Raw genomic sequence first — 15,593 nt, 5'->3', positions numbered from 1 at the left:
CTAGTGGATTTAATGTAATGAGGGATCAGGGTTCTTACTCTTTTCAACCAAATGGAACTCATCAATTAGGTCTATTACCATCTTGACCCCAGCCTCAATTTTTAACCCCTTAACTTTAACAGTTACGATGATCTGTTGTCCACCTGGGGTAGTAGAAAGACCGATACGGCGATCATATTTGCTAGATAGCCCAAATAGAGCCCCTCCATCAATATTGGAGGTTTGATGTTCTGCCAAAATGATTTTAATAACATCAGGATCTTTCTGATTAATCTCAACAATATGATGCTTCATCGCTTGAATACGTAGACGAGAGATCATTAGTAAATTTTCTACTGGATATGGGATATTACCGAAACGGTCGATCAACTCATCAGCAAGATCATCGAGCTCTTCTAACGTTGAGGTTGCTACAAATTTTTTGTACATTTCGATTTTTTGACGGCTATCTGTAATGTAATCAGAAGGTAGATACGCATCAATTTGAAGATTGATTTCGACTGGAGGAGCAGGAGCGATCTCTTCTGTCCTCACTTCACCACGTAAATCATCAATTGCTTCCTTCAGCATTTGTGTGTACAAATCAAACCCAACAGTATTGATGAAACCATGCTGCTCAGCTCCCAATAAATTACCCGCTCCACGAATGGATAAATCTCGCATGGCAATTTTAAAACCAGATCCGAGTTCCGTAAATTCCTTAATAGCCTGTAAACGTTTCTCAGCTACCTCTGTTAGCACCTTGTCACGTTGGTAGGTGAAGTAAGCATAAGCAATCCGATTGGAACGACCTACACGCCCTCGTAGCTGATACAACTGGGACAGACCCATTCGGTCTGCATTGTATATGATTAACGTATTTACGTTAGGAATATCAACACCAGTCTCAATAATTGTTGTACTCACCAACACATCATAATTCCCATCTAAGAAGTCGAGGATAATTCTTTCTAGTTCGCTCTCATTCATTTGTCCATGCGCAACAGCTACCCTTGCATCAGGAACCAAAGCTGAAATATGCTCAGCCATTTGTTCAATGCCCTGTACCTGATTGTAAAGGAAGAACACCTGTCCTTCACGAGCCAATTCGCGTTCAATCGCTTCTCGAACCAAAGCTGGACTATAATCTAAAACATAAGTTTGTACAGGGAAGCGATTCTCTGGCGGTGTCTCAATAACAGATAAATCACGTACTCCAAGCATTGACATATGAAGCGTACGAGGAATTGGAGTAGCTGTCAGCGTTAGTACATCTACATTGGTTTTTAGTTGCTTCAATTTTTCTTTATGGCTTACACCAAAACGCTGCTCCTCATCAACAATCAATAACCCTAGGTCACGGAATATAATATCTTTAGACAGCAATCGATGCGTACCGATTACCACATCTACCGTTCCTTCTTTTAAGCCCTTCATTGTTGCAGTTTGTTCCTTTCGAGAACGAAAGCGGCTCAAAACTTCCACTTTAATTGGGAAATCAGAAAAACGCTCTTTAAAAGTTTCAAAATGTTGTTGGGCCAAAATCGTGGTCGGTACAAGTAAAGCTACTTGTTTACCATCCATAACCGATTTAAAGGCGGCACGTATCGCTACTTCCGTCTTTCCATATCCTACATCCCCGCAAACCAAACGATCCATAGGGCGCTTGCTTTCCATGTCAGCTTTCACTTCTGCGATAGCCCGCAATTGATCCACAGTCTCCTGATACTGGAACATGGCCTCAAATTCTCTTTGCTCCAAGCTATCTTTGTTAAAACCATATCCTACTGCTTCTTCCCGTTGCGCATAAAGCTTGATTAAATCCTCGGCAATATCTTTTACCGACGTTTCTACCTTGCTCTTAACGCGCTTCCATTCATTACCGCCCAAATTATAGATCTTAGGCTGAGCTTCTTCACTTCCTACATACTTTTGTACATGATCGATTTGATCAATCGGTACAAACAAGCTATCGCCGCCTGCATATTGTACATGTAAATAATCCTTGTGGATGCCTAGAATTTCCTTTGTTTCAATCCCTAGATATTTACCAATCCCATGATTAATGTGTACAACATAATCGCCAGGCTTTAATTCCATGTAATTCTTGATGCGCTCCGCATTGCTCATGTTTTGATTTACTTTGCGAGCCTTGCGTTGCTTTGCTGTAAAAACTTCCCCTTCCGTAACGACAACCATTTTGCTTAATGGCATTTCAAAACCGCTTTGAATATTTCCAATAATAATAGTAGGTCGACCTGGAGGAATCACGCTTACTTCTTCTAACAGCAAATCAGCTTCCATCTCATAGTCATCTAAAACTCGTTCCAGACGCTTGGCCCGCTCCGCATCGGCAGCAGCAAAGATAATTTGATACTGGCCTTTTATCCATCGCTGTAACTCGCTTTTTAATACGTTCATTTGACCATGAAAATTTTGCATCGTGCGACAGTTACTATTGACGATATTTTGTGGATGAGTCTTCGGTGTTTGACGCAAAAATAACGACAAATAGACAATCTGTCTCTTCTGCCCATGAACTAACTCATCATACGACCGTGACAGAATTAAATTAGACATAAAATCGCCCTGCTCAATACGACTAGTGATCCATTCGGATTCGTCCTTTTGTAGTTGAACCGCAGTGTCAATTACACGGGACGGCTCGTCGACAATCATCAACGTATCGGCAGGCAGATAATCTATTATGGTTTCCATCTCAGGATATAGAACCGATAAATAGCTGTATAAATTAGCTGGTCGGCTACCTTGGCGCATGATTTCAATATCACGCCCAATTTGATCCATCAATCTTTCCTTTACTACATCATCCTTGGTGTTACCTAAGGTTTCACCCAGCTTCTTCTCTAAATAACTAGCACTCTCGACTAATTGGGACGAAAAGACGATCGTTTCTTTTACAGGACCGATCACATATTGTTCCAAATGTTCTTGAGAGCGCTGGGTACCCATATCAAATGTTCGAATGGAATCGATCTCTTCATCAAATAGCTCAATTCGAATCGGCCAGTCCGAATCAACGGGGAATAGGTCAACAATACCACCACGAATGCTTAAATCACCTTTGCGCTCAACCATCTCTACCCGTTCGTAGCCTAATTCAACCATTCTCTGTAAAAAGTCATGTAAATCTAAGGTTCCTCCACGATTTACGGTAATTTGGGCCTCTTTCCACACTCCGTGAGGTACAGTTAGGCGGCGAATACCTGCAAAAGGAACAACCAAAATACCCGTGAAGCCATTCGCTAAACGGTTAAATACTTGAATGCGTTGTGCTAACGTCTCTGGACTCGCAATCGCCATTTCTGAGCCAATTAGCTCATTCCCCGGATAAAGCATGACTTCCTCTGGGGAGAGTAGCTCTGCTACGTCCTCATAAACTTTTTGCGCTTGAAACATATTATGTGTCACGATACACAAGGGGCGTTTGCTCTCTTGATAGACAGCCGCCATAAAAATGTGACGCGCGGAACCAGATAGTCCCGCCATCAACTGTTCATGTAAACCTTGTGATAAACCAGCAAGAATGGTTCCGAAATTGGAATCTTCTTTTATACGATTAATGATGACTTGCATCCCTAATCTCCTCTCCAACCTTACTCTCCTATTACTACATAGGTTACAGCACTAAAACTGCGGCGCGGTTCAACCTTCCCACATCGCAGTTTGTACAAAAAAGTTATTTATTTATTCAATCGACAAAAATCCACTCAAGTAGCCTTAGCTACTCTAAAAGCTAAGGCTACCTAGTTCGCATGCCTTGTCATTTGTGAAAAAGTAAGAATGCGTGAGAAATACATTTGCTATTGCAGAGGATTTCCTACAACGGACAAATCAGGATTTTGATCGAGGGCTTCTTTACAATAATCACAAACCACACGAACAACTGTATTGCCTATCTCATCCTTGGATATTATATGTTGGCGCTCTTGTTGGGTCAAGAATTGAAAGCCTAGCTGCCATTCAGATACATCCGATTGATGGATTTCCCCCACCTTCATTCCACAACAACGACATACATAGCGGTAACTCATATCATTACCCCCTAAGTGAAAATATAGTACTTTCTTCCACTTAGTATGGGCATCTTATAGATATTCGATACTGTGGCTACCCACGTGTTGGATTATAGTGATTCATAACAGTCAGGAAGCTATCACCTTTAATCCAATCCTCACAGGCCTTTGTTGCCGATTGAATTGCATCCTGAATATGTGGCCAATCACTTTTTGGAAACGAGTGTAACACGTAGTCACTTACACTTCTGCCTGCTTCAGGACGATCAACACCAATTTTGATGCGACTAAAATCTTGTGTACCTAAATGTGCAATTAATGATTTAATTCCATTATGTCCACCTGCACTGCCTTTTTCCCGCAGTCTTAGCTTGCCTACCGGTAAGTCAAGATCATCATAAATGACAACTATATCTTTTGCTGTCAATTTATAAAAGGAAACAATCTGTCCAACCGTTTCTCCAGATAGGTTCATGTACGTTTGCGGTTTTACTAATAAAACCTTTTCTCCTTGTACATTTCCCTCCCCTATGATGCCACGGAATTTCATGGTGTTTAACGGGATTTGTAATTCTTTACTTAATGTATCTATTGCAAGAAACCCTACATTATGTCTGGTATCCTCATATTGTTTGCCAGGGTTTCCTAACCCAATGATGACTTTCAATGCAATTACCTCCAAAGCAAAATAACCTACTTACTCCATTGTACATGAATGTAAGCCTTTTAAAAAGGAAGGGAAGTCGACTTCTTCCGTCAAAAAACGGCATGTCCATACATAGAAAGAGCCTCCCAAAAGGTTTGGGAGGTCGTTGGTCACACTTTTTTCGCTTCGGCTATGGGTGCATTTGCTTGTTCTGCTACTTCCATTGCGCTTTGCTGAGCTTCAATTGATTCATCCGATTTTGCTTTTGGTGCAAGTACGCTGATCACTACTTCCAGCCCATCAAGATGTACTTCTACATTCGGAGGAATTTGTAAATCTTCAACAAGTATAACGTCTCCTATATGTAGCCCATCTGTATCTACAGATAATGTTGCTGGGATATCGGTAGGTAAGCAAGAAATTTCTACACTGTGTCGTACCAATGTAGCTACTCCTAATTCAGGATCTCCGGTCATAGTAACAGGCACCGATGTATGAATTTTTTCTTTCATATTGATCTGTTTAAAGTCAGCATGCAGAATCCTACCCTGGACCGGGTGTCTCTGAAGCTCATACACCATCACATCATACTTTTTTCCTTCTACTTGTAATGTAAAGGGGATGTTGGTGTTTTGCTCACGCAAGGCTTGATCTAACTCAAGCGCCAGCACCTTCACTTCCTTATTTCCCACATCTGTACCGTATAACACAGCAGGAACCCATCCAGCACGACGAATTGCTTTGGCTGTCATGTTATCTTGAGTGTTACGTACTTCTGCTTTAATCGCTACCATAGAAAAACCTCCTCTGACCAAGTAGATCTAAGACAGTTCTAGCTTGTCCAGAGGAGGTAATGATTATCAATTATACTGTAATTTTAATCAAACAATTTACTGATCGACAATTCCTCGTGAACGCGGATAATCGCTTCTCCAATTAATGGAGCCACAGATAATACCTTCACCTTATCAATCAATTTTTCTGTTTCTAAAGGAATCGTGTTGGTTACGATTAACTCCTTAATCATGGAATTCTGAATACGCTCCATGGCAGGGCCAGAGAGAACAGGGTGTGTGCAACATGCATACACTTCACGAGCACCTGCATCTACCAAGGCATTAGCAGCTAGAGTAATCGTTCCGGCTGTGTCAATGATATCGTCAATAATGATAGCAGTTTTACCTTCAATGTTACCAACAATATTCATAACCTCAGCTACGTTCGGTTCAGGACGGCGTTTATCAATGATGGCAATCGGTGCTTCTAATCGTTCAGCCAGTTTACGGGCACGTGTAACTCCCCCGTGATCTGGTGATACAACAACAACGTCTGAGAGCTTTTTCTCTTGGAAATATTTAGCCAAAATTGGAACTCCCAACAGATGATCTACAGGGATATCAAAGAAGCCTTGAATTTGCGTTGCGTGCAAGTCCATTGTAATCACACGCTGTGCTCCTGCTGTTTCGATCAGATTTGCAACTAATTTCGCTGTGATTGGATCACGAGAACGCGCTTTGCGATCTTGTCTTGCATATCCATAGTAAGGAATTACAACGTTAATGCTTTTGGCAGAAGCACGTTTTAGAGCGTCGACCATAACCAGTAACTCCATCAGGTGTTCGTTTACTGGTGCGCAAGTAGGTTGGATAATGAATACGTCTGATCCACGCACACTCTCATTTAGCTTGATTTGGCACTCACCGTCACTGAATCGTGCTGTCTCCATGTTGCCCACGTTTAAGCCGATATGTTCAGCAATCTCTTGAGCCAATTTAGGGTTGGCACTGCAAGTGAATACCTTCAGCTTCGGGTCACGATAATTAGCCATCTTGTTAAAAGCCTCCCGTTATTCTTATTCGCTTTGTTTACGTGGTAGTTTCACCGCGTAGTCCAGTTTATTGGTTTGGCGTTCACGCGCAATGGCAAACGCTCCATCTGGTACATCTTGATTAATGGTCGAACCAGCAGCTACATAAGCATCATGACCTACCGTAACAGGCGCAACTAGGTTAGAGTTGCATCCAATAAAGGATCGATCGCCTACTATCGTCTTATGCTTTTTCGCTCCATCATAGTTCACGGAGATTGTCCCACATCCAACGTTAACACCTTGGCCGATCTCAGCATCTCCTAGATAACTGAGATGAGGAACTTTACTTCCTGCACCAATTTTAGCATTTTTGAGCTCCACAAAATCTCCAATTTTTACCTTAGGACCAATATGGGTCTGCGGACGGACATACGCAAACGGACCAACTGTAGCCTGTTCATCCACTTGGCTGTCCACTAGTACGGAATAAGTGATACTTACACAATCCGCAACTTGCATATTAGTTAGTTCGGTCTGTGGGCCAATTTTGCAATCTGTGCCAATAACCGTTTTTCCACGCAAATAGGAATTCGGCTCAATTATTGTATCGGCTCCAATCACCACATCTGCTTCAATATAGGTAGAAGCTGGATCAATGATAGTAACACCGTTTCTCATGTGTTCAATAGCAATACGTTTACGCATATAAGCTTCTGCCTCGGACAGCTGAACGCGATCGTTAACCCCCATAGTCTCATCTGGATCTACGGCAGCGTAAGCCGACACTTTCTCGCCTGCTTCTCGTAGAATACCCACACAATCAGTGATATAGTATTCACTTTGAACATTATCATTCTTCACTTTGGATAATGTTTCCCAAAGCTTCTTATTGTCAAAGCAATAGATACCTGTGTTGATTTCAGCAATGTTACGTTCTACATCCGTCGCATCCTTATGCTCTACAATGCGTAACACTTCATTTGATTCATTCCGAACAATACGACCATATCCAGTTGGATCGGCCATCAAAGCGGTTAAAACTGTAGCAGCAGCGTTCTGCTCCTCATGGTAAGCCAATAATTTAGCAAGTGTTTCTTTCGACAGCAATGGCACGTCCCCATATAAAAGAAGGGTCGTTCCTTCCTGGCCTTGTAAGAAATCCTTGGCTTGTAAAGCTGCATGAGCTGTTCCTAATTGTTCTGCTTGCATCGCATATTGAACACGGTCTTGTAGCGTATCACGAACTTTATCAGCCCCGTGTCCTACTACTACAACCACATCGTTCACTTGCATGGAAGCCAAAGTATCCACCACATGCTGAACCATTGGCTTGCCGCATACAGGATGCAGTACCTTATATAATTTGGATTTCATCCGTGTTCCCTGACCAGCAGCAAGAATTACCGCATGTATAATAGACATGTTAACCCTCCAACATACTGAAGTTCCATCATGACTATATCTTAAAATAGGTGTTCATTTCAAGACATGACGAAACTTTTCCTATTTGATAACTCTCAACAAAACAATTACTATTTAGGTAACATACTCTATTTTATTCAAAACACAAGGAGGATGAAATGAGTACAGATGTATATATATTGACAGGTTATCTAGGGAGCGGGAAGACAACTCTTCTGCAACAACTACTAGCCTATCTGCGTGATCAAAGCAGCAATGTCGTTGTCATGATGAACGAAATGGGCGAAGAAGATGTAGATGGGGAGCAATTAGAGGGATTTGGCTTTCCGGTTAAAAAAATGCTAAATGGCTGCATCTGCTGCTCCATTCGAGGTGAGCTTACAGACAATTTAAAAGAAATGATGCAAAATATAAAACCGGAGCACCTGATCATTGAGACAACAGGAGTAGCCGATCCTATTGAAGTAGTTGATGCCATGACGCATCCCGAGCTTTATGACAAAATGAATTTAAAAGGGATTATTAGCGTTGTAGATGCTTCGAGATACCTAGAGCTCACTTCTTTTTTTCAAGCTGGCGGAGCTTTGGTCAAAACGATTCGTAATCAAGTAAAATATGCTGACCTATTAATCGTGAACAAAGTCGATTTAGTGGAAGAAGATATATTAACAAAAGTAAAAGCAAGGCTTCAGGAAGTAAATACCCATGCACCCATGCACGCGACGATACGTACAGAAATGGATTTAGAGAAGTTGCTACAAGTAAAACGGCTTGCCCAAAACAGTGAAATATCAAATGCAACCTCCACCATTCCTGTACAAAAAACCATTGGACGCTTTTCCCCATTAGATAAATTAAAACAATCACTTGGGCTGAAATCAAACCAACCTTCCCTTTTCCATACTATTGATACATTTTCTTATCATTTTAAGGGTCCAGTTGATGCTCAGGCCTTTGAAGACTTTTTATATGATCTTCCCAAAACGATCTATCGGGCAAAAGGCTACGTGCAATTTAATGGACAAGACGAGTTGATTTCTTTCCAGCAAACCCAAACTCAGGTACACTTATTCCCATTTACCAATTTTGGACCAAAAATGGTGGCTGTTTTTATTGGTGAGGGATTCGATAAAGACAATATTATAGAAAACCTAGAAAAATGCTATCGTAAGTAATCAATGAACAGTATACGCCGAAAAAATAAAAAAGCACCTACTGAACGGGTGCCTTTTTATTTCATTTTTCATTAATTTCAGAATTATGGCGAGTGTAAAATGCCTTGGCATTCACCATTTACAGGGCGAATGCCAGCTCTTCTTAATCATGCCCCCGCTTCGATCTGTGCTTCCTCTTCAATTCCGACACGTTCATATTCAGATAGGACTGCTGCCTGAATTTTTTCGCGGGTTGTTGAAGAAATTGGGTGGGCAATATCTCGGAATTCCCCGTCAGGAGTGCGTTTGCTAGGCATCGCCACAAACATTCCGTTGTTCCCATCAATTACGCGGATATCATGAACCACAAATTCGTGGTCGATGGTAATTGAGGCAATCGCTTTCATTCTACCGTCCGTATTAACACGGCGTAGTCTTACATCAGTTACTTCCATCATGTTCACTCCCTTTATCTATGTCGGATAGCCTATATTTTCAACGTGATGGTTAAATATTCCTGCTTTGTTTTCCGAAAAATTGTAAAAAATATTTTTATCTGTCTTTTCTTTATTTTGGTATAGAAAAGGATCCCATTTATAGCTAGGCTATAAGGACCCCCTCTTTTCTAGTGTATTATTCTTCTCTACTTGAAAAATAACTACCTAGCTCTATCATAATCTGTTTTTCTTTTACATCTACATCTTGTAGTTTAGCGAGTGAAATGTAATCTTCAATCAAGCGATCTTCATCATCTGCTGTTTCTACAAATACGCCACATCCCACTACCGTGGCCTTAAACTCCTGCAACAAATCCATCATACCTTGAATGGTTCCGCCTGCCTTCATGAAATCATCCACAATCAGGACACGAGACTGTTCTGGAAGTGCTCGTCTGGCAAGAGACATCGTCTGAATGCGTTTACTGGAACCTGAAACATAATTAATACTTACAACTGAGCCTTCTGTTACCATATTGTTTCTTCTTACTACAACCACAGGGACATTCAAAAAGCTTGCGGTCGCATAAGCAAGTGGAATACCTTTTGCTTCTACCGTCATTACCACGTCTACATCACTTTGACGGAACGCTGAAGCAAGTAATTTCCCAATATGATTTAGGGTTTTAGGGTCGCCAAGAATATCGGACATATACAAATATCCCCCTGGCAATAAACGCTCAGGTTTAGCCAATTCCATAATCAATGTTTCCATGAAAGCTACGGCATGTTCTTGAGTGGTTCGTGGGATGTATTTAACTCCCCCAGCCGCACCTGCTACCGTACGTAAGTCGCCGATTCCCTGAGACTCAAATGCTTCTTTGATAATGGACAAGTCTTCACTGATAGAGGACTTGGCCGAACCATATTCTTCTGAGAAATATGTCAGGGGAATCAATGTGTGTGGATGAGCTAACAGATGTTGTGTCATATCCACTAACCTCGCGCTTCTGCGCAATTTTCTCATCAATTCTTCCTCCAAACAAAAATCCGTATATTATTACCATAATGTAACATTAATGTACGTGTTTAATCAAGCATTTCCAACTCTGATTCGCCTAACATTCGGACTGCATACACATCTTTGACAAAACCTCGCAATGCATTATAGATCCGATGCACCTTAGCTTCTTTTTGTACCAATGCAAATACTGTGGGTCCACTACCTGACATTAATACACCATCTGCCCCTGATTCGAGCATGAGCTCTTTAATTTGACGGACTTGAGGATAACGATTGAGAGTTACCTCCTCCAACACATTACACAACGATCTTGCCATCAAAGAAAAATCCTGCTCACCTATAGCCTGTAGCATCTTTTCCGTCTTCGGATGTTTCTTAATCTGATCAACCCGCAAGTTTCCATACACATCTGCTGTGGAAACACCAATCGGTGGCTTGGCCAATATCACCCAGCAAGGGGTTGGACTTATCATATGTCTTAGTTTTTCTCCTCGGCCTTTAGCCAAGGCTGTACCCCCGTATACACAGAAAGGTACGTCAGAACCGATCTCTTCCCCAATCAAGGCTAATTCATCCAGACTTAGCCTCAAATTCCACAAACGGTTCAAGCCTCTTAGCGTAGCAGCTGCATCACTGCTTCCTCCTGCCAATCCTGCTGCAACAGGAATTTGTTTGTCTATATAGATATGGACACCTTTATTGACCGAATAACGCTCTTGTAATAGCTTGGCTGCCTTGTATGCATGATTTCGCATATCATTTGGAACAAAGCTTGCGGAACAATCGATTAGGATATCTCTTGACTCCAACAATGTCAGGTCAACGCGATCAGCCAAGTCAACCGTAGTCATAACCATCTCAACTTCATGGTAACCATCTGGTCGCTTGGAGAGTACGTCCAATGTAAGATTTATTTTTGCGGGAGCTTTGATTGAAATTCGCACCGTGTTCACCTCAGCTTATCCTAATCTCTTCTTCTGATTTTATCACAGGCAGAAATAAGCTTGCCACTTGCGCGAGTGAAAGTCAATAAGAAACCAAAAAGCCGAAGGGGATTCCCCTCCGGCTTTTCTTTGTCAGTAAGTTATTTTGACGATTGTCTAGCTAATGCTTCTTCGGCAATTTGAATTGCTCGTTTCACCATGTTACCAGCATCGCGGGTCGTGATGGCGCCCCATCCTTCGCTTTTGACGGTGTCGTAAAAGCCCAGTTCCTTGGCTAATTCATATTTGAACTCCTCGGACATGATGCCTCTTCTTCGACTCATTGCGCTTCAGCCTCCCTTACTTACTGACCATGTTAGTATGATCAATAAAGGGTAAAACAAAACAGTAGAACATAGGCTCTACTGTTGAATAAAGGTAATCTTTATGTGTGTATCGTCTCGACATACCATTAGTTCTACGGTTTCTGTCAAAATGTCAGCATAGCTGTAAGAAACACGTTCAAATAACTGGTCGTCATCAAGCTTAACTACAAATACTGAGGGGTATGTCTCTTCTAGGATGCCAGTCCGTTCGACGGTCTTACGTCGACCGCCATTGGCCTTCAGCATGATACGTTCTCCAATGTGTCCGTCCAAACTGCGCTTAATATCAACTAACGCGTTCCTAGCCATTCCAATTATCCACCTCGCTTAAGTACAAGTATAACAGTCTATGCTTAGTTTGTCAAACAAACGAAAAATTATATCAACCAAATGAGCTTTTTGTCAATGAATTTTTTAGGACATTTGTGTCATTTCTCATCGAAAAATATCTCGCTTCAAATAAAAAATACCCTATCCTTTTCGCGGAGGATAGGGCATACACTTATTTTACCTATAAACGGTGAATTGTATTAGCTAATGTAGCAAATTCTTGAATAGAAAGAGTCTCTCCACGTCTGCTTGGCAGGATGTTAGCTTCTTCCAACGCCTGCAACGCCTGTTCTTTCTTTTCTTTGCCAAAATAGTTGCTTACCAGGTTATTAAGCAATGTTTTGCGTCGTTGGGCAAAGGAGGCCCTTACAATCCGGAAGAAAAGCTCTTCATCTGCCACCTCTACGATTGGTTGCTTACGAATAGCCAGCTTAATGACCGCAGAGTCAACATTTGGTCTCGGAATGAATACGCTGGCCGGCACGATCATCTCTACGCTTGTTTCCGCATAGAATTGAGCTGCTACACTTAAAGAACCATAATCCTTCGTACCAGGTTTAGCAGCAATGCGCTCTGCTACTTCCTTTTGAATCATGACAACGATATGATCTAGCTGGATACCTGACTCCAACAACCCCATAAGAATTGGTGTCGTTACGTAATAAGGCAAGTTAGCTACCACACTTACACCGGTACACCCAGATAAGTGTTGTTCTATAAGGGCAGCCACGTCCAGCTTCAATACGTCACCGTGAACGACAGTGATGTTATCGTAAGGTGAAAGCGTCTCCTCCAAAATTGGCAAAAGTCGTTGGTCGATCTCAATCGCCATTACTTTCCCTGCCGCTCGACAAAGCTGTTCCGTCAAAGCTCCAATACCTGGTCCAATTTCAATAACAGCTTTATCTTTAGAGAGCTCCGCTGCATCTATTATGTTATGCAAAATGTTTATATCGGTTAAAAAGTTTTGTCCCAAGCTTTTTTTCAGGGAAAAGCCGTACTTCTCAATGACCTCCCGCGTTCTGGTTGGAGTTGCGATATCTTTGTGTCCAGCCGTCATCTACTAGCTTCCCCCTTGTTCTGAATCAATCTGATCCACAGCAGCATCAAATTCCGCCTTACTGATTTGAAACATGTTTAGTCGTTTACCCAGTTGTTTTGCATTAGAGTAACCGATACCCAGTATCTCGCCTAATCGAGTACGACGATGCTTAGTATCCAGACCGGCTACCATTCCCGCTTGTACGAGGTGCTCTAAGCTAATTTCTCCCTGCCCCTCTAGGAATTCTGTTTTCACATCAGCAAGAGCTTTTTGGATTACTTCTGGTGTTGCATGCTCCACACCCAGATTTCTTCCCTTTTTCCTAGCATCCTCTTTTTTTATAAAAGCATGCTTACATCCAGGCACATATTGACTAACAATTTTTCTGATGCGTTCACCTGGATAATCTGGATCAGTAAACACGATCACGCCGCGTTTTTGTTGTGCCATCTTTATTTTTCGAAGGGTTACCTCGTTGATTGCAGAACCACCCGTTTCGATGGTATCAGCATCGACTGCCCGCTTGATTGCGGCCGTATCGTCTCGTCCTTCCACCACGATAACCTCTTTGATTTTCATGCGTTAATCCATCCTTCGTTCTTGTGTACTTGCTTGTAAAAAAAGTTTTTTTATTTGTCCCAAAATAGGAAACGAAAGCAAGCCTACTTGCGTATAAGAAGTATAGAGATTCAAACAGCTTACCACATTTGTGAACAAAACAAAAGACAGGAGAGACTCCTGCCTTTTTCCTAAAGTAATCGTTACGGCAACTTTGGTCCGATTACATGTACTTTGTATCCTTTTTTTCTACCGAATTTCATTGCTTCTGATTCGCTACCGAGATATACATCCATCTTGTGTCCTTTGATGGCCCCCCCGGTATCTTCCGCACGACGATAACCGATGCCCTCAATATAGACCCACCAGCCTAATGGAACCAATTTTGGATCGACTGCCACTGTTTTTCCAACTGTAGCTTTTACACCCATTGCTGTTCTTCCGTAACCGCCGCCAGCGTTCGGAGCATAGGCTGTAAGAGTTACATTATTCAAGACGCGTTTTGAGCGGATATCTTTTCCACCACGCGAAGGCAGGGAAGCCGCCATAACTTCTTGTTTCTTCGTACCCACTGCCAAAACGCGGTCTTGTTTTTCTGTTACCACGTCGGTTTTGACCAATTTGCGGGATACTTCTTTACCATTCTCAAGCACTACACTATAGTGCAAAACTGCTTTCCCAGCTTGACCTTTTTTTAATTCACGCACTTCTCCTTTACTGAGGGAAGTGTCGTTTTGGCGTATTTCTCGAAAAGCGATATCTTTACTGACTTTAACCGCCTTTTCTTCTACCCTAATGACAGAAATTTCCGTATCTTTTGTCAGCTTTGAGTCTACAGATGGATTTATTTTATCCTTCTGGCTTACATTAACACCGGCGTCTTCCAAAACACCGGCTACTGTACGTTTTGCTGTATGAACCACAGTCTTCTGTCCGGCAATTTGGACAGGTATTGCCCAGCTCGTTTGCAAATCAACGGTCATGGCTTTTTCAACAGATGTCTCCAAGCCAGGTTGGATAATATCTTTATCTTTAAGTTGAATTTGTTTTTCCTGTAATAATTGTTCAACCGTTTTTGCCGTAGTCATGATTTCCTGTGGTACCCCATCAATGACAAACGTCACTTGCTTTGGCTGGGTAGATAGGTTAAAGAAGTAGATACCCACTGATAACAACACAAAGGTTGCAGCTCCTAATATTGAGAGGAACAATCGATTGTGCGGTACCCAGATTTTACCTAATTCCATTCCCCACACTCCTTTTTTAAGCCTGAGAAGGATATTATATCACTTTTTTTCTTTTGTCAAATTCTCCCCCTTTTCCTCTCCTGATTGTGCAGCTGATTTTTTTACGTAAAATCCAGCTATTTCTATGCCTCTCAACATGTCTAATACCTTACCAAATTCGCCACGGAGAATGAAAGCAGTTTTCTGTCGATCAATTCTGTCGATTCCTCTCTTTCGTTCGACAGGACACTAAACACACCTAAAAAAAGGTGTAAGAAAGAAAACCTATGAAAACATATTATGTCTAAATATAGATCGATAGAACGTATTTATCTTTTTCTCATCGCCTTGCTATCATGTGACAATCCTGTAACAAAAAAATAAAAGCACATTAAAAGTTTATATATAGTTATAATTTTTTAAATATTAATAAAATATCTTCTTTTATATGCCTGTTTAAATTTGGTCATCCTATGTTTTGTTTACCAATACTGGAAAATACAGATGAAGAAATCTCTTCGTTAATTTTAAATATATTAAAAATTCACCTATACTAATCAATCGATTTCATAACACTTTTTTTTACAAAAATAAGAGAATTTGTATGATATTTTTTTCC

The 15,593-nt window shown here is 41.4% G+C and carries 15 protein-coding genes; 1 reads left to right on the top strand and 14 read right to left on the bottom strand.

From position 1 onward, the window contains the following. Window positions 1–9: 9 nt before the first annotated feature. The 6 genes from mfd to glmU form a co-directional block, all read right to left on the bottom strand. Complete coding sequence (gene mfd / locus EEL30_06085; GenBank protein QDX91972.1) at window positions 10–3,576, bottom strand: transcription-repair coupling factor; 3,567 nt, start codon at window positions 3,574–3,576, stop codon at window positions 10–12. Window positions 3,577–3,803: 227 nt separating this feature from the next. After that, complete coding sequence (locus EEL30_06080; GenBank protein ID QDX91971.1) at window positions 3,804–4,034, bottom strand: anti-sigma-F factor Fin family protein; 231 nt, start codon at window positions 4,032–4,034, stop codon at window positions 3,804–3,806. 76 nt (window positions 4,035–4,110) lie between these two features. Beyond that, the gene (locus EEL30_06075) at window positions 4,111–4,683 is read right to left on the bottom strand and encodes an aminoacyl-tRNA hydrolase (GenBank protein ID QDX91970.1); all 573 of its coding nucleotides are present in this window, start codon (window positions 4,681–4,683) and stop codon (window positions 4,111–4,113) included. A 149-nt stretch (window positions 4,684–4,832) separates the two neighbouring features. Further along, window positions 4,833–5,456 carry a 50S ribosomal protein L25 gene (locus tag EEL30_06070; protein QDX91969.1) on the bottom strand — a complete coding sequence of 208 codons (624 nt, stop codon included), beginning with the start codon at window positions 5,454–5,456 and terminating at the stop codon, window positions 4,833–4,835. 83 nt (window positions 5,457–5,539) lie between these two features. Further along, window positions 5,540–6,490 carry a ribose-phosphate diphosphokinase gene (locus EEL30_06065; GenBank protein ID QDX91968.1) on the bottom strand — a complete coding sequence of 317 codons (951 nt, stop codon included), beginning with the start codon at window positions 6,488–6,490 and terminating at the stop codon, window positions 5,540–5,542. Between the two features lie 24 nt (window positions 6,491–6,514). Continuing rightward, window positions 6,515–7,894, bottom strand: a complete 1,380-nt coding sequence (gene glmU, locus EEL30_06060; protein QDX91967.1) for a bifunctional UDP-N-acetylglucosamine diphosphorylase/glucosamine-1-phosphate N-acetyltransferase GlmU — start codon at window positions 7,892–7,894, stop codon at window positions 6,515–6,517. Between the two features lie 158 nt (window positions 7,895–8,052). Here glmU and EEL30_06055 point away from each other — a divergent pair, with 158 nt between their 5' ends. Next, the gene (locus tag EEL30_06055) at window positions 8,053–9,069 is read left to right on the top strand and encodes a GTP-binding protein (GenBank protein ID QDX91966.1); all 1,017 of its coding nucleotides are present in this window, start codon (window positions 8,053–8,055) and stop codon (window positions 9,067–9,069) included. Between the two features lie 146 nt (window positions 9,070–9,215). On the opposite strand, the gene EEL30_06050 is transcribed toward EEL30_06055, so the two are convergent. The 8 genes from EEL30_06050 to EEL30_06015 form a co-directional block, all read right to left on the bottom strand. After that, a complete protein-coding gene (locus tag EEL30_06050; GenBank protein QDX91965.1) occupies window positions 9,216–9,503 on the bottom strand; it encodes a septation protein SpoVG in 288 nt (95 codons plus the stop codon). 178 nt (window positions 9,504–9,681) lie between these two features. Then, on the bottom strand, window positions 9,682–10,512 hold the full coding sequence (purR, locus tag EEL30_06045; GenBank protein QDX91964.1) for a pur operon repressor: 831 nt from the start codon (window positions 10,510–10,512) through the stop codon (window positions 9,682–9,684). A 62-nt stretch (window positions 10,513–10,574) separates the two neighbouring features. Beyond that, window positions 10,575–11,453 carry a 4-(cytidine 5'-diphospho)-2-C-methyl-D-erythritol kinase gene (locus tag EEL30_06040; GenBank protein ID QDX91963.1) on the bottom strand — a complete coding sequence of 293 codons (879 nt, stop codon included), beginning with the start codon at window positions 11,451–11,453 and terminating at the stop codon, window positions 10,575–10,577. A 140-nt stretch (window positions 11,454–11,593) separates the two neighbouring features. Beyond that, window positions 11,594–11,776, bottom strand: a complete 183-nt coding sequence (locus EEL30_06035) for a small, acid-soluble spore protein, alpha/beta type (protein ID QDX91962.1) — start codon at window positions 11,774–11,776, stop codon at window positions 11,594–11,596. Window positions 11,777–11,854: 78 nt separating this feature from the next. Next, on the bottom strand, window positions 11,855–12,127 hold the full coding sequence (locus EEL30_06030) for a Veg protein (protein QDX91961.1): 273 nt from the start codon (window positions 12,125–12,127) through the stop codon (window positions 11,855–11,857). A gap of 202 nt (window positions 12,128–12,329) precedes the next feature. Next, window positions 12,330–13,208 carry a 16S rRNA (adenine(1518)-N(6)/adenine(1519)-N(6))-dimethyltransferase RsmA gene (gene rsmA / locus EEL30_06025; protein ID QDX91960.1) on the bottom strand — a complete coding sequence of 293 codons (879 nt, stop codon included), beginning with the start codon at window positions 13,206–13,208 and terminating at the stop codon, window positions 12,330–12,332. A 3-nt stretch (window positions 13,209–13,211) separates the two neighbouring features. Further along, the gene (rnmV, locus tag EEL30_06020; protein QDX91959.1) at window positions 13,212–13,769 is read right to left on the bottom strand and encodes a ribonuclease M5; all 558 of its coding nucleotides are present in this window, start codon (window positions 13,767–13,769) and stop codon (window positions 13,212–13,214) included. A gap of 182 nt (window positions 13,770–13,951) precedes the next feature. Then, window positions 13,952–14,995, bottom strand: a complete 1,044-nt coding sequence (locus EEL30_06015) for a DUF348 domain-containing protein (protein ID QDX91958.1) — start codon at window positions 14,993–14,995, stop codon at window positions 13,952–13,954. Window positions 14,996–15,593 lie beyond the last annotated feature (598 nt).

The organism is Brevibacillus laterosporus, from assembly GCA_007833815.1.
In the GTDB taxonomy this organism is placed as follows: domain Bacteria; phylum Bacillota; class Bacilli; order Brevibacillales; family Brevibacillaceae; genus Brevibacillus_B; species Brevibacillus_B laterosporus_D.
This window is presented reverse-complemented; position numbering and strand designations above follow the sequence as displayed.